This is a genomic window from Streptomyces sp. NPDC100445 (genome assembly GCF_044759735.1).
Classification (GTDB): domain Bacteria; phylum Actinomycetota; class Actinomycetes; order Streptomycetales; family Streptomycetaceae; genus Streptomyces.
Map to the genome: position 1 here is coordinate 890,928 of NZ_JBIVZV010000001.1, position 18,016 is coordinate 908,943.

An 18,016-nucleotide genomic window follows, 5' to 3' on the forward strand; every position below is an offset into this window, starting at 1 on the left:
GGGTGGCGCACGCCACATGTTCGGCGAACGGGCGATGTCACACTTGCCGGCATGTCCCCGACCTTCGACGATCTCCTGCGCCGCGCCCGTGCCCTGCCCCGGGACGGCCGGCGTGCCCTGCTCGGCATCGCGGGAAGTCCGGGCTCGGGCAAGACGACCCTCGCCGCCCGCCTGGTGGACGCCCTGAACGGTGACGGTCCGCCGTGGGCGGCGCACGTGCCCATGGACGGCTTCCATCTGGCCGACGTCGAGCTGGACCGGCTGGGCCGCCGGGACCGCAAGGGGGCGCCGGACACCTTCGACGCGGCCGGGTACGCGGCGTTGCTGCGGCGGCTGCGCGAGGAGACCGGCGAGGTGGTGTACGCGCCGGCGTTCGAGCGGGTGCTGGAGCAGCCGGTCGCGGGCGCGATCCCGGTGCCGCCCGCCGCCCGGCTGGTGGTGACCGAGGGCAACTACCTGCTGGTGCGCGAGGGGGCGTGGGGGCGGGTGCGGCCCTGCCTGGACGAGGTGTGGTTCTGCGAGAGCGACGAGGAGGAGCGGGTGCGCCGGCTGATCGCCCGGCACGAGGAGTTCGGCAAGGACCACGCGGCGGCGGTGGCCTGGGTGCGGGGCACGGACCAGCGCAACGCCGACCTGGTGGCGGCCACCCGTGACCGGGCGGACCTGGTCTGGGCGCCCGCCGTCCCGCCCGCCCCGCGGCCCCCGACGGCCTGAGGACCGGCCGGCCCCCGGTCGCGCGGGACCGGTTCCGGCCGGGCGGGTGAACCGCGGCGGGCCGCGGTCCGTACCCGTGGACACGGCAGAGGGTCTGCCGGTACGACTCGTGCAGCGGTGGCGGGAGGCGGTGCGCCGGCGGGACCGTGACCCCGGAGGCGCGGCGCCGGTGCCGCGCTGCCCGGGTGCCACCGTGGGGCGGACGATGACGCGCGAACAGCACCTGGTCCTCACTCCGGGGGCGCCGGCCGCCGGGCCGGTGGTCCGGCCGGAACCCGGGGCCGGCCGGTACGCCGCGCTGCGCCGGTACGGACGCCGGCTGACGCCACTCCTTGTGGTGCTGCTGCTGGCGCAGATGGCCGCGGCGATGGTCACCACGGCGGTCCGGCAGACCCCCACCATCGACGAGCCCGTGTACGTGGCGACGGCCGCTGACTACCTGCACGCGCACCGGGTGCGCTACAACCCCGAGCACCCGCCGCTCGGGAAGCTCCTGATCGCGGCCGGGGTCGCGGTGGCGGACCCGCACTACGACCCGGCGTACCCCGGTGACCAGGGGCGGGCGGGCCGGCACCTGCTGTACGAGTCGGGCAACGATCCCTGGCGGGTGATGCTGTGGGCGCGGCTGCCGGTGATCGCGCTGACCCTGCTGTGCGGACTGGTCGCCTTCGCGTTCGCGCGGGAGGTGGTGGGTCCGGCGGGCGGACTCGTGGCGCTCGTCCTGTACGCCTTCTCCCCCGACCTGATCGCCCACGGTTCGCTGGCCACGCTGGACGCGCCGGCGGCCGGGTTCGTGCTGACGTCGGCCTGGCTGGTGTGGCGGGCGCGGCGGCGGCCCGTGCCGTACCTGCCGGCGGCCGGGGCCGCGCTCGGGGCGGCCGTGGCGACGAAGATGAGTGCCCTGCCGGCCGTGCCGGTGCTGACGGCGCTGGCGGCGGTGTCCGTGGTGGCCGCCCGCCGCTCGACCCTCCCGGCGGCGGGGCCCGGCCCGGACCGGTCGCGGCTCCCGTGGGCCGGGAAGCGGCGGACCGCGGGGGCGGCGCTCGCGGGCGCCGCGGTCGTGGCGCTGGTGGCGCTCGCCGTCGTCTGGGCCGCGTACCTGGCCGTCGACCCCCGGCTGCGGTTCACGCCCACCGGGCCCGTGCCGGCCGTCCACGGGCTGCGCGGGCGGCTGGTCGACCTGCTGCCGGTGCCCGAGGCGTACCGGGTGGGGATGCGGGTGCAGTTCGGGCTGGAGGACTACCCCTGGCAGGGCTTCCTGTTCGGACACGTGTACACCGGGTCGCTCTGGTACTACCTGCCGGTCGCGCTGCTGGTGAAGACGCCGCTCGGGCTGATGGCGCTGGGCGTGGCCGGGGCGGTGGCGGTCGTGGCGGCGCGGCGGCTGCGGCCGGCGGCGCCGTACCTGCTGCTGCCGCCGCTCGTCCTGCTGGCGGTGGCGATGACCGGGGCGCGGGACTTCGGGACCCGGTACGCGCTGTTCGTGCCGATGTTCCTGGCGGTGGCGGCGGGCTGCCTGCCCGTGCCGCGGCTGCGGAAGGGTCGACGGCACCTCGGTGGTCTCCTGGCCGGCGTGCTCGTGCTGTCCGTGGCGGTGAGTTCGCTGCGGGCGTTCCCGTACTACCTGCCGTACGCGAACGAGGCCTTCGGCGGCCCCGCGCACACCCACCGCCTGCTCCACGACTCCAACGTGGACTGGGGGCAGGACCTCGGCCGCCTCGCCGACCTGCTCCGGCAGCGGTACCCGGGCGAGCGGGTGTGGCTGGTCTACAAGGGCAGCGGGGTGCCGTCGTACTACGGCATCCACGCCGCCGATCCGCGCCGGGTGCCGCCGGAGCGGGTGCACGGACTGCTGGTGGTGTCCGACTCCGCGGTCGCCAAGGCGCGCGGCAGGCTCGCCGAGCTGATCGCCGGCAGTCGCCCGGCCGGTGAAGTGGGCCATTCCATCAGCCTCTTCCGGCGGTGAGCTGGCCCCCTCAACGCCCTGGTCACGGCGGTCGGTGAGCTATGTTGAGTGCTCGTGGGAGACAAAGGAGGCCGACCGGTGCCCTCGTCGCAGCAGGCACGCGCACAGGCGTCAGCGATCACGTCGGGCAAGACCCTGCCCGAGGCCGAGGCCTCCCCGACCTCCCGGCTCCGGGAACTGTTCGACGGGCCGCGCCTGTCGCCGGGCCAGCGGCGCATCGCCCAGTACCTGATCGAGCACATCACCGAGGCCGCGTTCCTGCCGATCACCGAGCTGGCGGACCGGGTCGGTGTCAGCCAGCCCTCCGTCACCCGGTTCGCCGCCGCCGTCGGTTTCAGCGGCTATCCCGCGCTGCGGGAGAGGCTCCAGTCGATCGCGCTCAGCGGCCTGGCCGGCGGCCCCGGCGAGGAGGACCGGGCCAACGAGCTCCAGGCGGCCGTCGACGCCGAGATCCAGAACCTGGAGAACCTGCGGCGCGACTTCGCCGATCCCGACCGGGTGATCCACGTCGGCCGCGAGCTGTCCCGGTCCACCCCGCTGACCGTGCTGGGTCTGCGCATCTCGGTGTCGCTCGCCGAGTACTTCGGCTACGCCGCCCGCCGCGTCCACCCCGACGTGCGGCTGGTGACGCGGGGCGGCAGCGTGGCCTACGACGCGCTGCTCCAGGCCCGCGAGGCCGGCGGCACCTGGGTGCTGGCCTTCGCGATGCCCCGGCACTCGCAGGAGACGCTCAACGCCCTCAGGGTGGCGCGCGGGGCCGGGCTGCGGGTCGCCCTGGTGACCGACCTGGCGCTCGGGCCGCTGGCCGACGAGGCCGACGTCGCCTTCGCCACCGGCACCGGTTCCCGGCTGGTGTTCGACTCCTACTCGGCGCCCGGGGTGCTGGCCGCCGCGCTGCTCCAGGCCATGACCGACGCCGATCCGGAGCGCACCCAGGCCCGGCTGGAGAAGTACGAGCAGCTCTCGGACCACCACCAGTTCTTCCTGCGGGACTGAACCGGGCCCCGGGACGGGGCCGACTCGGGACGGGGCCGACCCCGGGAGCGGACCGGGCCCCGGGCGGCCGGTGACGGCGGCCGATCCTTCCGCGCCGAGGGCACACACGTGAAGATCTTGCGGTCCCCCACCCCGTGAACGGGGATGATTCACCACAGACCGCGCATGAATGTTTTCATACGTCTTGCAAACTGGACCGCATATATAAATACTGCTCACGGATCGCGCCCGGCCGGCTCCGGGCACGGCCAGCACCCCGCGGACCACCCGGCACCCGGGGTCCCCGCACGGACGCCGCCGGCCGCCGTCGCCCACCCCGTCGGCCACCGGGGCGTTCCGGGGCGCGTCGCCCGCGCGAGGCGCCCGGGGCGGCCCGGCCATCCCCTGGACCAGGCCGCCCCGAACCCGTCGACCACCTCCCGACGCCGCACACCGGAAGCGATGGAACATGCCTCTGACCAGCACGCGCATCAGCCATGACTGGCCCTGTCAGGTCAAGACGCCCGGGTCCTACGACTGGGAACGCTCGGCGGCCAAGTGGTTGCGCGAGCTGATCCCCGCCCGTTACTCCAGCTATCCGGCCTTCCTCCGCCACCCCGTCCTGCTCGCCCGGCACGCGCAGATCCAGGTGCAGCAGGAGATCCGGGTGGCGCGGACCGCGCTCCAGACGGCGCGGGCGGAACTGCCGATGCTCGGGCTGCCCGAAGCGGTGATCGAACACACGATCAAGATGTACGCGGCCGAGGTGCTCCAGCTCCAGCACATCGCCCGCAGCGTCCGTGTGGTGAGCGAGGCCCTGGCGGGCCGCGGCACGAGCCGCTGACACCCCGGCACCCGTCCTCTCCCCCGTGCTGCCACGGGTGCGCCCGCGTGCGGCGCCCCAGGCGGCCCGTGTCTCCGGGGCCGTCCCGGCCGGCCCGTCCCCCGGCTCCCCGTCCGCCCCTCACGGCCGGCCGGCGCGCTTCCCGCCGTCCCCCTCCCGGCCCTGTCCGTCCCCGTCCGCCCGGCCGACTCCACGGTCGAAAATCTCCTACGACGGTCATATGAACCTGGACCCGGCAGACGAGTGATCGGACGGCCCCACATGTGCAATGCTCGTCGCGTGACGAGCGAGCCCGTGCCCCCGGTGGACCCCGGCACCAGCGCCGATGTGGCGGCGCTGGCCAAGGTCGTGGCCCGGCAGCGTGCCGAGCTGGAGCGGCTGCGGGACCGGGCGGCGACCTCCGCCGTGCTGGAGCGGGCCAAGGGCGCGCTGATGGCCCTCACCGGGTGCACGCCGGACGCCGCGCAGACGGAGCTGACGAGACGGGCCGAGGCCGGCCACCGCACCCTCCTCGAGGAGTGCTGGCTCACCCTGGGCGGCCTGCCGCGCCCGGACCGGTCCGGCGACGCGGCACCGGCCGGTCCCCCGGACCCCGCCCCGCCGGCCGGCGCCGGATCATGGACGGTCCCGACCGCCGGCACGGCGGACCTGGCGGAGGTGCTCGGGCACACCGGCCGGGACCTGGTCCGCGTCGGCTCGCCGCACGAACTGGCCCAGTGCCTCCTGGAACACCTCGCGCCCGAGCTGGGCGCCGACGCGGTGATGCTCTACGAGCGGCTGCCCGAGGGCGGCCTCGCGCTGGCCGGGCACGCCGGCGTCGACGCCACCCTCGCCGCCCAGTGGCGCCACGTACCGCCGGTGACCGGGGTCGCCGCGCTGGACGTCCTGCGGTCCGGGGAACCGCGCTGGCTGGAGGACCCCGCCGCGGACGGCGAGCGGTACCAGCTCATCGGCGACCCCCCGGAGCGCTGGCCCTCCCGGGCCTGGCTCCCGGTCCCGCCCGGGGACGCGGCCTCCGTCGCGCTCGGCGTGCTGCGCCGGCACCACGGACCGTTCACCGCACGCCAGCGGGAGCTGCTGCGCGCCGTGGCCCGGCTGAGCGCGGGCCGGCTGCGCGCCTTCGACGGCCCGCGGGAGCGCGCGGCCGACGACCTCTCCCAGACCGTGCAGGCGGTGTTCGACGCGCTGCCGGGCGCGATCACCCTGCTGACCCCGCTGCGGAACGGCTCCGGCGAGGTGGAGGACTACCGCATCGACGCCGCGACCCCCGGGGCGGTCGACGTGTTCGGCCGGACCGGCCGGGCCATGGTCGGCAGCCACATCCTGGAGAGCTACCCGTCGGTCGCCGGGGAACCGCTGTGGCAGGGCTACCTCCAGGCCCTCGGCACCGGCGTGCCGTTCGAGGGGGAGCCCTTCGCCTACCAGGACGTCGTCGACGGCGTGCCGGTCACCGCCACCTACTCGGTACGGGCGGCCCCGCTGGGCGACGGCCTGGTGGTGACCTGGCTGCGGCACGACGGGGCGGACCGGCAGGAGCAGCGCCTCGCCGACGTGCAGCGGCTCGGCAACCTCGGCTGGGCCAACTGGAACCTCGTCACCCAGGAGACCTCCTGGGCGGCGCAGACGTACACCGTGCTGGGCCGCCCGCCCGGACGGCCGCCGGTCCGGCTGGTGGAGCTGCCCGACCTGGCCGTGTCCGAGGACGCGGGCCCGCTGGCCCACGCCATCGCCGGACTGGTCCGCCACGCGCGCCCGTTCGACGTGCCGTTCCGCATCGAGACGGCCGCGGGCGTCCGGCACCTGCGGATGGTCGCGGAGGCCGTCACGGCACCCGACGGCACCCCGGTCGAGGTGCACGGCTTCGTGCAGGACCTCACCGCGCAGCGCAGCGCGGAGCTGGCGCTGGTGGAGAGCGAGCGCGCGATGCTGCTCCAGCGCGGCGTCCTCCAGGCCGAACGGGCGCTGGCGGCCCGGCTCCAGCACGCCCTGCTGCCGCTGCCCAGCAAGCCGGTCCAGCTGGCGGGGCTGCGCGTCGAGGTCGCCTACCTGCCCGCGCAGGCCGGGATCCACGTCGGCGGCGACTGGTTCAGCGCCATCGAACTCAGCGGCTCCGACGCGCTCTTCGTGGTCGGCGACGTGGCGGGCCACGGCATCGGCGCCGTGGCCACCATGGCACAGCTCCGGTTCACCGCGAAGGGCATGGTCAGCACCGGTTCCTCGCTGACCGGGGCGCTGGCCCGGCTCAACCGGCTGCTGCTGCACTCCCGGGACAGCCAGACCACCGCCACGATGGTCCTGGCCCGCTACCACCCCGGGGAGCGCGTCCTGGCCTGGGCCCAGGCGGGGCACCCGCCGCCGCTGCTGGTGCGCCGGGGCGAGGTGCGCTACCTCGACCGGCCCGGCGGCATGCTGCTCGGCGCGACCGGCACCCCCGTCTACGAGTCGGCGGAGCTGCGCCTGGAACCCGGTGACCGGCTGCTGCTGTACACCGACGGGTTGGTGGAACGCCCCGGTGAGGGGCTCGACGCCGGCTTCGAGCGGCTGGCCGAGGCGGTGCGCTCCCACGGCCGCGGGGAGTCCGGCTCCCTGGAGGCGCTGCTCGCCAGCATGCTGGCGGACGAGCGACGGGACGACGTGTGCGTCCTGGACATCCGCATGCCGGCGGAGGACGAGCGGGAGGCGGCGGCCGGTTAGCGGTGCGCCGGCCGCGCGGCCCGTGGGGACGCGGCCGCGGTCGTCGCCGCGCGCCCGGGGTGCCGCTCGTCAGCCGTCGCCCTCGCCGGTCCGGGACTCCAGCGCGCGCCGGGTGTCATCGCCGTAGACGCCCCTCTCGTCGCCGGTGACGCCGTACCAGAGCTGGAAGCGGGCCACGGCCTCGGTGAGCGAGGCGTCGTAGCTGCCGTCGGCGCTGCCGTCGCGGTAGACGTCCGGGACGCGCAGCAGGCGCCGCTGGAGTGCGGTGACCGGCGGGCCGCTGTCGCCCTGGCGGAGGGTGCCGGGGCCGTCGGGGTCGGGCGCGGTGGCGGCGGGCGGGGCGGACGCGGTGGCGGGCGGGGCGGCCGTGTGCGGCGGGGTGGCCGGCGGGGCCGCGGCGGCCTGCGGGTGGCCGGTCAGGAGCAGGGCGCAGCCGAAGCCGGCGAGCGCGGCGGCCGCGACGGCCACGGCGACGGCGGTCCGGCGCGGTCCCGGCCCGGGCGCGTCCCGGACGGGCGCTCCAGGCGCCCGGGCGGCGGCGGGCACCGGCGGGAGTTCCCGGGTGTCCTCCTCGGCGGAAGGCGGGTGCGGGCCGGGTGCCGTGCCGGCGGGCCGGTACGGCACCGGGTCCGGACGGAACTCCCGCATCAGCTCGGCGAGGGCGTCGAAGCGGCGGAGCCGCAGCACCCGGATGGGTTCCGACACCGTTGGGGGCGGCGGCCGTTCTGGTTCGGGCGAGGTCGGCACCTGACGCTCCTTCCGTCCCCGGGTACGGGGCTCGCGCGGTTCCGTACGGGGATACGGCGCCCGCGGCGGACCCGTTCACGGCGCCGCGTCACCCCGCGGCCGGACCGGGCACCCCCCGCACGAAACGGTTCAGGGACGCCGTGAACGCCGTGACGAACGCGTCCCGGGCCTCCTCGGGCAGCGCGTCCAGGGACAGGTACGGGTTGAGGTCCTCCAGCTCGACCAGGAGCAGAGCGCCGTCCAGGGTGCGGCAGGCGTCGACGCGCTGGATGCCGTGCCCCAGGTCGTTCCAGTCGACGAAGCGCCGGGCGAACTCCAGGTCGGCGGCGGTCGCCGCGTAGGGCCGCAACTCCCAGCGGCGCCGGGGGTCGGGGGCGTAGAGGGCGTACTGGAAGTCGTCGTCGACGAAGTAGAACGACACCTCGTGGACGAAGTCGACGTGCGGCTGGATGAGTACGTCGCCGGCCGTGGCGGCGGCGAGCCGGCTGCCGGGGACGATCCGCAGCCCGAGGGAGTCCGCGCCGAGCCGGGGCTTGACCACGTACCGCGTGGCCGGCGGCAGCCGGTGCACGTCCCCGGCGCTGTCGACGGTGGGGATGACGGGGAAGCCGGCGGCGGTCAGGTCGAGGAGGTACTGCTTGCCGGCCATGTCCGCCTTGCCGGTGAGCGGGTTGTAGACGCGGACGCCGGTGGCCAGCGCCCGGGCGCGGAACGCCTCGTACTCGCGCGGGTAGCCGAGGACGGGGCCGCTGTTGCGGACGACGACGGCGTCGTGGCCGGCCATCAGCGCCGCGGCGTCCAGCGGGTGACACAGTGCCAGGTCGAAGTGGGCGCGCAGCCGGGAGGTGAGGAGGATGTCCTCGTCGCAGTAGCGGCGCCCGCGGGCCCCGTACGCCAGGTCGGTGACGTAGAGCAGACGGGGGCGGGCGGCGGGCATGGGTGGTCTCCTCGGGGCGGCGCGCGGCCGGTGCCGGCGGGGTGGAGAAAGGTTACGCCGCAGGCCACGGGCGTCCGTGGCCGCCCCCGGCGGTCCCCTGGGGCCGGACGCCCGGGCAGCGGTCGCCCACCAGAGGAAGCACTCAGTTCCCCCAGGAAGGCGCTGCCGCTGCACTGAGTGTCAGCGGAACCCTCCGGGTGCTACGTTCCCGTTCATGAGCTCCAGCAGCGCGGCGCCGGCCGCGAAGCCGCCGATGCGGGACGCCCTGGTCGCGGCGGCCTTCCGGCTCTTCCTGGAACGCGGGTACGAGCAGACCACGGTGGACGACATCGTGGCCCTGGCCGGTGTCGGCCGGCGCTCGTTCTTCCGCTACTTCCCCTCCAAGGAGGACGTGGTCTTCCCCGACCACGAGCGCTGCCTGGCCGACATGACCGCCTTCCTCGGCGCGGGCGGCCCGCAGCACGACCCGGTGCGGCGGGTGTGCGACGCGGCCCGGCTGGTCCTGCGGATGTACGCCGAGAACCCGACCTTCTCCGTGCAGCGGTACCGCCTCACCCGTCAGGTGCCGGGCCTGCGCGCCTACGAGCTGTCGGTGGTGTGGCGCTACGAGCGGGCGCTCGCCGCCTACCTGCGCGGGGTGTTCGCCGGGCGGCCCGACGGAACGCTGCGGGCGGACGTGATCGCGGCGGCGGTGGTCGCCGCGCACAACAACGCGCTGCGCTGCTGGCTGCGGTCCGACGGCGCGGGCGATCCGGGCGCGGCGGTCGACCACGCGCTGGGCTACGTGCACCGGACGTACGGCCGGCCGGCGGAAGCCCCGGCGGTGTCCGCACTCCCCGGCCCGACGGATCGCGGGGAGGGGGCCGGCCGGTCCGGCGAGGTGGTGGTGCTGGTCTCCCGGCGGGACGCCCCGCTGTGGCGGGTGGTGCAGGAACTGGAGACCGCGCTCGGCCGCGGCTGACCCGCCGGCGCCCCGGCTCCCCGATTTCTGGGTACGGAGTGCCTTTACGCGTGACACTGAGTGCCATACTCTGTCGGCGTGCGCGGTGGCACGGCGACCGCGCACCCGTGTGTGCGGTCCGCCCCGGGCACACGGGATTCCGGCCGAGCGCAGGGAGTTGACCAGCGTGTACCACCACTCAGCAAGCACCGTGCATCCGGCGGCCGGATCCGCGGCGGGCGTCCTCGACCCCGTCCCCGCGGACTCCCAGGACGCCATCCTCTTCCAGCGCTGCGCCTGGTGCGCAACGGCGACGTACCACCGGCTGCTGTGTCCGGTGTGCCAGGGCAGCGAACTGCGCACCGAGCGCAGCGAGGGCGTCGGCACGGTCCGCCACTCCACCGTGGTCCACCGCAACACACCGGCGGCGCGCAACGTGTCGCTGATCGAGATGGCGGAGGGGTTCGTCGTGCGGGGCCGGGTCATGGGGCCGCCGGTCGGCATCCACAGCGGCGACCGCGTCCGGCTGTCCACCGCGAAGGACCCGGTGCGCGGTGAGCCGGTCTTCCAGCTGCTGGACGAGCCCTACCGCGCCTGGACCTGACGACCCCCCGACCCCCCGGCGCGCACCCCCGCGCACCCCGCCGACCGGCGATGTGATCCACCACCTCCCGCACACAGGCAACCCACAGCCTCCGTCGTCCATCCTCCCGGGGCGAGGGGCGTCCCGGCGAAGCCGGGCGCCCGAGGTCGGGGTTCGAGGAGGAACAGTGGTCCGTGCCCGGCACATATGGGTGGCCGCCGCCGCGTTGCTCGCGGTGGCGGGGGCATCCCCGGGGGTGGCGGTCGCCCATCCCCAACGAGGACTGCCAGGAGGGGAGTCGGCGGTCACGGACGGCGGGCCGCTGCCGCCGGGATGGCGGCTGACCGGCCGGGACCCGGCGTCGCCGCAGCTGGTGTGGCGGTCGGACCGGCCGGTGCCCATGGGTGACGCCCGCGTCGAATTCCGTTCCTCCGGGCGCCTGTTGGGCGTACCACGGCCGGGCACGGACGGGCGCACCTTCCGGCTGCCGCTCGACGGACGGCGGTCACCGGCGCCGAGCGCTCTCGAAGTGTGGTCCGGCGGACGGCGGTTGGACGCCCCGGACCGCGCCGTGAACACGCCGGCGGTCCGGCCACCGGCCCCGCTCCCCGCGAACGGCGTGGACCCGGGCAAGCCCGGCTCGTACCGCACCAGGACGGGCGAGTACGCGCTGAAGTCGGTGCGCCTGCCGGGCTTCCCAAAGCCGGTGGAGATGCGCGCGGTGGTGGTCGCGCCGGTCGGCGCGGCCGGCAAGCGCCCGCTCGCGCTGTTCCTGCACGGCCGTCACTCCGTCTGCTACAAGGGCCATGACGACACCGTCGGCGACTGGCCGTGTCCGGCCGGCACCAAGCCGGTGCCCAGCCACCGCGGTTACCTGCGCGACCAGCGGCTCCTCGCCTCCCAGGGCTACCTGACCGTGTCGATCGCCGCCAACGGCGTCAACGGGCAGGACTTCGCCGCCGAGGACGGTGGCGCGCAGGCCCGCTCCTCCCTCGTGCGGCTGCACCTGGCCCGCTGGGCCGACTGGGGCGAACACCCGGCGACCGCGCCGGCCGTGGTGCGCGAGGCACCCCGCGCCGACCTGTCCCGGGTGCTGCTGGTCGGTCACTCGCGGGGCGGCGAGGGCGTCAACAGGGCCGCCCTGGACAGCATCACGCCGCCGCCCGCCGACCAGGACGGCTACCACGGGCCGGTGCGCTGGAAGATCCGCGGCACCGTCCTCATCGGCCCGACCGTCTTCGGACAGAACCCCGTGCCCGACGTGCCGTCGCTGACGATCCTGCCGGGCTGCGACGGTGACGTCTCCGACCTCCAGGGCGAGGTGTACGTCGACGGCACGCGCGCGGTCGGCAACGGCACCGCCCTGCACAGCGCCGTGTACGTGATCGGCGCCAACCACAACTTCTTCAACACCGAGTGGACGCCCGGCCAGGCCGCGGCGCCCGCCGAGGACGACTTCGCCGACGACCCCGGACGGCACGACCCGGTGTGCGGCAAGGGTGCCGCCACCCGGCTGACCGCCGACCAGCAGCACCGGGCCGGTTCGACCTACATCGCCGCCGCCGCGCGGCTGTTCCTCGCCGGGGACGACCGGGTGCGGCCGCTGCTGGACGGCTCCGGGAAGCGGGCGCCGTCGGCGGACCCGGCGCGGGTGCTGAGCCACGCGGTGGGCGCCCGCCGCGGCGGCGGCCTCCTGCCGGACGCCGGTGTGTCGGTGACCGGTGGCCGGCTGTGCGACGCGGTGTCGCCCACCCCGGCCAAGGCCTGCCTGGGGGCGGGCGCGCACGGGCAGTCGCCGCACTTCGCGCAGTGGGCGACGGACCGGGAGGCCGGCCGGCACGCGGTCGCGCTGCACTGGACGCGCGCCGGCACCCCGGTGCGCGTCCAGGCGGCGTCCCCGGTGTCCCTGTCCGGGGCAAAGTCGCTGGCGCTGCGGCTGTTCGTGCCCCCGAACTCCCGGGGCACGCAGCTGGACGTGTCCCTCACCGACGCCTCCGGCCACAGGGCGAAGCTCGGCCGGGTCCGCGTCGACGGGCTGCCCGGCAGCGAGCGGACCGCGTCCTACTGGGCGCGGGAGATCCGGGTGCCGCTGACCGCGGCGACCCGCGCCGGACTCCTGATGGGCTCGGTCAAGTCCATGGAACTGACGCCGCGTTCGCCGTCCGGGCGGGCCTGGCTGATGGACGCGTGGGGCTGGCGGCCCGGGACGCCGGCGGTGCGCACCGACGCGCTGCCGCGCGTGGACGTCGGCCGGACGACCGTGGACGAGGGTGACGCGGGCGTGCACACCTACCGGGTGCCGGTCCGGGTCACGGGCACGGGCGGCGCCGGACAGGTCCGGGTGTACGTCGTCGACCCCGCCGACGGCAAGGTCACGGCCCGCCTGGTGACGGTGCGTCCGGGCGGCCCGGACGTCGACGTACCGATCGCGGTGAAGGGCAACACGCGCTACGGCACCGACGTGTCGTACGACGTGCTGGTCAAGGCGGTGCGGGGCGCGGTCGTCGGCTCGTACGAGGGCGGGCTCACCGTCCACGACGACGACCCGGCGCCCAAGATGACCGTCACACCCGTCGCCGGCAAGGTGACCGAGGGCAAGACGCTGAAGTGGCGGGTGTCCCTGTCCGAGGCGGTCGACGTGGACATGAGCGTGTACTTCGCCGTCGCGCCGGCGACCGCGCCCGAGCTGTCCACCAAGGACGTCCCGGCGCGCTGGCTGCGGGACACAGCGGGCGCGTCGCCCGATCCCGCGCGCCCGCTGTCCCGGGTCGACGGGCTGTACCTGTGGGCGGACATCGCGCCCGGACGGACCAGCGCCGACATCACCGTGCCCACGGTGAAGGACCGGGTCCGTGAACCGGCGGAGTCGGTGCTCTTCGGGCAGGTCGACCCCGAGAGCGGCAAGCCCCGGCCCGACGGCCTCCGGCTGTCGGGCTCGGTGCTGGACGCGTCGTAGGGCGCGGGCACCGGCACCTTCCGGGTGGCCCTCAGGGAGCGAGGGTCACCCGGATGCCGACGGTCCCGTCCCGCCCGCGCCGCAGCCGGCTGCCCAGCAGGGTGAGCCGGCCGAGGACGCCGTACTTGCGGGCGATGAGCCCGCGGTAGCGGTCGGTGGCCTGCGGGTCTGCGATCTCGGCGGTGGCCGGCAGCTGGTCCCCGGTGGGGTTGCCGCGCACGTCGCAGGGCCCGGCGAGGATGTCGGAGCGGCGCCTGATCCGCTTGACCTTCCCGCTGTCGGCGGCCGTCCACACGCCGAGCGTGTCGCCGTCCCGCACCACCCACACCGGGGTGGCGACCGGGGTGCCGTTCTTGCGGTAGCTGGTCATCAGCAGGTACTTGCCGGAGCCGAGCCGGTCGAGCCGCGTCTGGTCCATGCCCGGCAGTCTAGGAGCCGGTCCGCCGTCCGGGGAGGCCGCGGGTACCGGGACCGGCCGGCCGTGCCCGGTCAGCGCGAGGACGCCGCCATCCGCCGTACCGCCTCGGTGAGGACGGCGGGCGCGGTCGCCAGGTTGAGCCGGGCGTGCCCGGCGCCGCCGGGGCCGAAGGGCGGACCGGGGCTGAGGGCGACCCGGCCGCGGTCGAGGAAGACCCGCGCGGGGTCGTCGCCCAGGCCGAGGGCCCGGCAGTCGAGCCAGGCGAGGTAGGTCGCCTCGGCGGGGTGGACGCGGACCGCGGGCAGGTGCTCGGCGAGCAGACCGGTGAGCAGCCGCCGGTTGTCCAGCACGCCGGCCAGCAGGGCGTCCAGCCAGGCGGTTCCCTCCCGCAGGGCGGCGGTGTGCGCGATGACGCCGAGGTGGCTGGGGCCGTGGCCCACCTCCTCGGGCAGGCGCGCCAGGTCGGCCGCGGCCTCCGGTCCGGCGACGGCGAGCGCGGCCTTGAGACCGGCCAGGTTCCACCCCTTGGTCGCCGACATCAGGGACAGGCCGCGGCCGGCGCCGGGCACGCTGAGATAGGGCACGAAGGTGACCCCGGGGGCGACGAGCGGGGCGTGGATCTCGTCCGCGACGACCCGGACGCCGTACCGCTCGGCGAGGGCGGCGACGGCCGTCAGCTCGGCCGCGGTGTGCACGGTACCGGTGGGGTTGTGCGGGCTGCACAGCAGGAAGGCGGCGCGGCCGGGCCCGGCCGCCGCCGCCCGGAAGGTCTCCTCCAGAGCGGGCAGGTCGATGCGCAGACCGGCGTCGAGCGGGGCCGGCACCACCCGGCGGTCCAGGTTGCCGACGAACTGGAAGAACGGCGGGTACACCGGCGGGTTGACGATCACCGGGTCGCCGGGCCCGGTGACCAGCTTGAGCATCTCGACCACACCGAGCATCACGTCCGGCACGATCGCGGTGCGCCCGACGGCGAGCCCGTCCCAGCCCCACCGCTCGGCGGCGAAGGCGGCGAGGGCCTCGGCGTAGGCGGTGCCGGCCGGATATCCGGTGTCGCCGAGGGCGAGCGCGTCGGTGACGGCGCGGACGACGGGCTCGGCGAGCGGTACGTCCATCTCGGCCACCCACAGCGGCAGCACGTCGTCGGGGTAGGTGCGCCACTTCATGCTCGTACGGCGTCGCAGTCGCTCCAGGCCGAGCGCGCGCAGCGGGTCCGGTTCACCGGGGGTGCCGTGCGGGATGCTGGTCATGAGGCTCAAGATAGGGGGTCGGGGCGTGCGCGGGAACGGGACGGGCGGGGGGCGCGGGGCGGTGGCGGGGGTGCGCACGCCGGAGATCGCCTGTGACGAGTCGGGGTCGGACGGGGAGAACCTGGTCGGCGGGAACACCGAGGTGTTCGCGCACGCCAGTGTGGCGCTGCCGCTGGAGTCGGCCGCGGAGTGCGTCCGGGAGATCCGGCACCGCGTTCGCTCGCCCGCCGAGGAGTACAAGGCGAACCACCTGCTGCGGGAGAAGCACCGGGCGGTGCTGGAGTGGCTGCTGGCGCCCGGCGGGCCGGTCCACGGGCAGGCCCACGTGCATCTGACGCACAAGGCGTTCCTCGTGGTGGACCGGACCGTGGACCTGCTGCTGGGGGACGCGGCGGACGCCGTCCCGCTGTTCCGGCAGGGACCGGGCGCGTTCGGGCCGGACGGGTGGCGGGAGTTCCTGGTGGCCGCCAACGGGCTGCTGCGGGTGCGCACCGCCCGGGTGCCCGGCGACGACGGCGAGCCGTTCTTCCGGACCGTGGACGCCCTGGCGCGGGCCCGCCCGGAGACGGAGGCGGCGCTGATCCTGCGGCGGCTCGGGGCGGCCCGGCCGCGCGCGGACGACTACCTGGACCGCATGCGGACGGCACCGGCCCTGTTCCCGGTGCTCAATCCGCTGTTCCCGGCGATCCGGCGCACGGCGGCCCACTGGAGCGCCGGCGGGCGGACGGTCACGCTGGTCCACGACCGGCAGAACGCGCTGACGCCCGGGCGGATCGCCCGGCTGGTGCAGGCCGCCCGGGGGGAGGGGACCGGGCTCGGCGGGCTGCGGCTGGTCGCCTCCCGGGACGACGCGCGGGTGCAGATCGCCGACTTCCTGGCCGGGATCGCCCGCCGCATCGCCTCCGACGAGCTGGCCGGCCGCGGGGACCCGGATCTCACCGGCGCCTTGCGGCCCTACGTGGGCGAGGACTCGCTGTGGGGCGACGAGCACAGCTGGTCCCGGTTGGTGCCGGCGCCGCCCGGCCCGGCTCCCCGCGACGCGCGGTGAACGCCGTGGCCCCCGGCGCCGTATGGGAGAGCGGGCCCCCGACCACACGGGTGCCCCGCGCTGCCGGCAGGGGTGGCGTGCGTTCGGGTTCGGGAGCCATGCATGCGGCACGCACGACGACGGGTCGTCCGGCGACTGACACGGCTGGCGGCGGTCGGCGGACTCCTCCTGGGGGGCGCGATGGTCACCCAGGCCGCCCTGGCGAGCGAGACACCGTCCGGCTCCGCCGCGGTGCTGCGCTCAGCCGGAGGCACCTCAGGTGCCGGGGATGCCGGGGCCGCCCTGGTGGCGCGGCTCGGCACCGCCCGTACCGCCGGTGACTGGGTAGGCGCCGACGGGCGTCCGGTCGTGGCGGTGACGGACGACGGGGCGGCGCGGGAGGTGCGGCGGGCCGGGGCCGTGGCGAAGGTCGTGCCGCACAGCATGGACGAGCTGAGGTCGGCCACCGCGTCGCTCGGTTCGGCGCCCCGGGTGCCGGGCACGGCGTGGGCGGTGGACTACCGGACCAACCGGGTCGTGGTGCGGGCGGACCGCACGGTGTCCGCCGGCGACTGGTCCCGGCTGAGCCGGGTGGCCGCGGGGATCGGGGGCTTCGTGCACATGGAACGGACGCGGGGCGCGTTCACCACGCGGCTGAACGGCGCCCTGCCGATCCTGTCGACCGGCGGTCGCTGCTCGGCGGGGTTCAACGTCACCAACGGGCAGTCCGACTTCATCCTCACGGCCGGCCACTGCGGGCCCGCCGGGTCGACCTGGTTCGCCGACAGCCAGGGCGACCGGCAGCTGGGCAACACGGTGAACAGCGTCTTCCCCGGCAGCGACTTCTCGCTCGTGCAGTACGCCTCGGGCAAGGCCGGCGCGGGTGCCGGCGTCGTCGCGGTCGGCGGCGGCAAGGGCGTGCGGATCACCGGGGTCGCCGATCCGGCGGTGGGGCAGCGGGTGTTCCGCAGCGGCAGCACCAGCGGCCTGCACGACGGCCGGGTCACCGCGCTGAACGCCACGGTCAACTACCCGGAGGGCACGGTCACCGGGCTGGTGGAGACCACGGTGTGCGCCGAGCCGGGCGACAGCGGCGGTCCCCTGTTCTCGGAGGGGATCGCGCTCGGCGTCACCTCGGGCGGCAACGGGGACTGCACGGCGGGCGGGACGACGTTCTTCCAGCCGGTGACCAAGGCGCTGTCGGCGCTCGGGGTGCGGCTGCTGGTGTCGCCGCCGGAGGCGGGCGGCGCGGCCGGCGGTGCGAGCGCGGCGCCCTCCCCCGCGCCGTCGGCGTCCGCCGCGCGGGGCGCGATGGCTCCGAACGCGGCCTCGCCGGGCTCGTCGGCGCCGGTCACCGGCGCTTCGGAGGGCAGCACCCTGCTGGCGCGGCTGACGGACACCCGGAACCTCGGTCCCGGGCTGCTGGTGGTGGCGGGGAGTCTGATCGCGTTGGTCGCGACCCGGTTCATCCGGTCCGAGCAGGACCGCAAGGCCTACCGGCGGCACTACTCGGCGATGTGGGGCTGACGGACGGGCCCGGAGGTGGTTGCGGGAAGGCACCCGTGGGTTCACGGGTGCCGGGGGCGGTACGGCGCGGTGCGCGGGGTCGGTCAGGCCGCCCGGTGCGACCGCGGGGCCGCGGCGGCCCACTCCAACACGAGGCGCTGGTACTCGGCGCGCTGCTCGGTGTTCAGTGTCCCGCCCGACCGGCGCCACAGGGCCCGGATCTCCTCGTTGACCTCCGCGGCCGATCGCTCGGAGGCGGTTGCAACAGTGGTGGACATGCTGTGAAGCATATGCCGAACGACGTGAAGGCGATGTGAGTAAGCGCCTCGAATACGGACATTACGGACCGTGTTGCTCATCACGTCAAGAGGCCGACCGCAAGGGGTACTTCCTATCGGTTTCCGAAACGAGACCCCCGAACACGACGGCGGGCCCGCTCGCCGGGGTCCGGGGGCGCGC

15 protein-coding genes are annotated in these 18,016 nt (G+C 75.8%); 10 read left to right on the plus strand and 5 right to left on the minus strand.

All coding sequences use genetic code 11. From position 1 onward, the window contains the following. Positions 1–51: 51 nt before the first annotated feature. From ACIQVT_RS03950 to ACIQVT_RS03970, 5 genes are all read left to right on the plus strand, one after another. Positions 52–714: a nucleoside/nucleotide kinase family protein gene (locus ACIQVT_RS03950; protein ID WP_403747033.1), complete on the plus strand. Its 663-nt coding sequence runs from the start codon at positions 52–54 to the stop codon at positions 712–714. A 205-nt stretch (positions 715–919) separates the two neighbouring features. After that, the gene (locus tag ACIQVT_RS03955) at positions 920–2,680 is read left to right on the plus strand and encodes a phospholipid carrier-dependent glycosyltransferase (protein ID WP_403747036.1); all 1,761 of its coding nucleotides are present in this window, start codon (positions 920–922) and stop codon (positions 2,678–2,680) included. A gap of 78 nt (positions 2,681–2,758) precedes the next feature. Beyond that, on the plus strand, positions 2,759–3,676 hold the full coding sequence (locus ACIQVT_RS03960; RefSeq protein WP_403747040.1) for a MurR/RpiR family transcriptional regulator: 918 nt from the start codon (positions 2,759–2,761) through the stop codon (positions 3,674–3,676). Between the two features lie 448 nt (positions 3,677–4,124). Beyond that, entirely contained in the window at positions 4,125–4,499 is a 375-nt protein-coding gene (locus tag ACIQVT_RS03965) for a hypothetical protein (RefSeq protein WP_403747044.1), read from the plus strand. Between the two features lie 261 nt (positions 4,500–4,760). Beyond that, positions 4,761–7,193: a SpoIIE family protein phosphatase gene (locus ACIQVT_RS03970; RefSeq protein ID WP_403747046.1), complete on the plus strand. Its 2,433-nt coding sequence runs from the start codon at positions 4,761–4,763 to the stop codon at positions 7,191–7,193. 69 nt (positions 7,194–7,262) lie between these two features. Here ACIQVT_RS03970 and ACIQVT_RS03975 read toward each other — a convergent pair whose 3' ends face one another. Continuing rightward, positions 7,263–7,940: a peptidoglycan-binding protein gene (locus tag ACIQVT_RS03975; RefSeq protein ID WP_403747049.1), complete on the minus strand. Its 678-nt coding sequence runs from the start codon at positions 7,938–7,940 to the stop codon at positions 7,263–7,265. Between the two features lie 88 nt (positions 7,941–8,028). Next, positions 8,029–8,877 (minus strand): hypothetical protein, encoded by an 849-nt coding sequence (locus ACIQVT_RS03980; RefSeq protein WP_403747051.1) that lies wholly within the window; start codon positions 8,875–8,877, stop codon positions 8,029–8,031. Between the two features lie 214 nt (positions 8,878–9,091). Between ACIQVT_RS03980 and ACIQVT_RS03985 the strand changes: the two genes are divergently transcribed. The 3 genes from ACIQVT_RS03985 (at position 9,092) to ACIQVT_RS03995 (ending at position 13,356) form a co-directional block, all read left to right on the plus strand. Then, positions 9,092–9,838 (plus strand): TetR family transcriptional regulator, encoded by a 747-nt coding sequence (locus ACIQVT_RS03985; protein WP_403747054.1) that lies wholly within the window; start codon positions 9,092–9,094, stop codon positions 9,836–9,838. A 166-nt stretch (positions 9,839–10,004) separates the two neighbouring features. Next, entirely contained in the window at positions 10,005–10,421 is a 417-nt protein-coding gene (locus tag ACIQVT_RS03990; RefSeq protein ID WP_403747056.1) for a Zn-ribbon domain-containing OB-fold protein, read from the plus strand. Positions 10,422–10,587: 166 nt separating this feature from the next. Then, on the plus strand, positions 10,588–13,356 hold the full coding sequence (locus ACIQVT_RS03995; protein WP_403747057.1) for a hypothetical protein: 2,769 nt from the start codon (positions 10,588–10,590) through the stop codon (positions 13,354–13,356). Positions 13,357–13,387: 31 nt separating this feature from the next. On the opposite strand, the gene ACIQVT_RS04000 is transcribed toward ACIQVT_RS03995, so the two are convergent. Then, on the minus strand, positions 13,388–13,774 hold the full coding sequence (locus tag ACIQVT_RS04000; protein WP_403747062.1) for a PPOX class F420-dependent oxidoreductase: 387 nt from the start codon (positions 13,772–13,774) through the stop codon (positions 13,388–13,390). Positions 13,775–13,845: 71 nt separating this feature from the next. Continuing rightward, positions 13,846–15,024 carry a MalY/PatB family protein gene (locus ACIQVT_RS04005; RefSeq protein WP_403747064.1) on the minus strand — a complete coding sequence of 393 codons (1,179 nt, stop codon included), beginning with the start codon at positions 15,022–15,024 and terminating at the stop codon, positions 13,846–13,848. 25 nt (positions 15,025–15,049) lie between these two features. Between ACIQVT_RS04005 and ACIQVT_RS04010 the strand changes: the two genes are divergently transcribed. Continuing rightward, complete coding sequence (locus tag ACIQVT_RS04010) at positions 15,050–16,072, plus strand: hypothetical protein (protein WP_403747891.1); 1,023 nt, start codon at positions 15,050–15,052, stop codon at positions 16,070–16,072. A 102-nt stretch (positions 16,073–16,174) separates the two neighbouring features. Next, complete coding sequence (locus ACIQVT_RS04015) at positions 16,175–17,578, plus strand: S1 family peptidase (protein WP_403747066.1); 1,404 nt, start codon at positions 16,175–16,177, stop codon at positions 17,576–17,578. An 83-nt stretch (positions 17,579–17,661) separates the two neighbouring features. On the opposite strand, the gene ACIQVT_RS04020 is transcribed toward ACIQVT_RS04015, so the two are convergent. Further along, on the minus strand, positions 17,662–17,847 hold the full coding sequence (locus tag ACIQVT_RS04020) for a hypothetical protein (RefSeq protein ID WP_121785534.1): 186 nt from the start codon (positions 17,845–17,847) through the stop codon (positions 17,662–17,664). Positions 17,848–18,016: the final 169 nt, after the last annotated feature.

What these genes read in the sequence shown, in the direction of transcription:
- ACIQVT_RS03980 (WP_403747051.1), bottom strand. Translation starts at nt 8,877, where the DNA reads ATGCCCGCCGCCCGCCCCCGTCTGCTCTACGTCACCGACCTGGCGTAC.
- ACIQVT_RS03965 (WP_403747044.1), top strand. Translation starts at nt 4,125, where the DNA reads ATGCCTCTGACCAGCACGCGCATCAGCCATGACTGGCCCTGTCAGGTC.
- ACIQVT_RS04005 (WP_403747064.1), bottom strand. Translation starts at nt 15,024, where the DNA reads ATGACCAGCATCCCGCACGGCACCCCCGGTGAACCGGACCCGCTGCGC.
- ACIQVT_RS03950 (WP_403747033.1), top strand. Translation starts at nt 52, where the DNA reads ATGTCCCCGACCTTCGACGATCTCCTGCGCCGCGCCCGTGCCCTGCCC.
- ACIQVT_RS03955 (WP_403747036.1), top strand. Translation starts at nt 920, where the DNA reads ATGACGCGCGAACAGCACCTGGTCCTCACTCCGGGGGCGCCGGCCGCC.
- ACIQVT_RS04020 (WP_121785534.1), bottom strand. Translation starts at nt 17,847, where the DNA reads ATGCTTCACAGCATGTCCACCACTGTTGCAACCGCCTCCGAGCGATCG.
- ACIQVT_RS03985 (WP_403747054.1), top strand. Translation starts at nt 9,092, where the DNA reads ATGAGCTCCAGCAGCGCGGCGCCGGCCGCGAAGCCGCCGATGCGGGAC.
- ACIQVT_RS04015 (WP_403747066.1), top strand. Translation starts at nt 16,175, where the DNA reads ATGCGGCACGCACGACGACGGGTCGTCCGGCGACTGACACGGCTGGCG.
- ACIQVT_RS03970 (WP_403747046.1), top strand. Translation starts at nt 4,761, where the DNA reads ATGTGCAATGCTCGTCGCGTGACGAGCGAGCCCGTGCCCCCGGTGGAC.
- ACIQVT_RS04000 (WP_403747062.1), bottom strand. Translation starts at nt 13,774, where the DNA reads ATGGACCAGACGCGGCTCGACCGGCTCGGCTCCGGCAAGTACCTGCTG.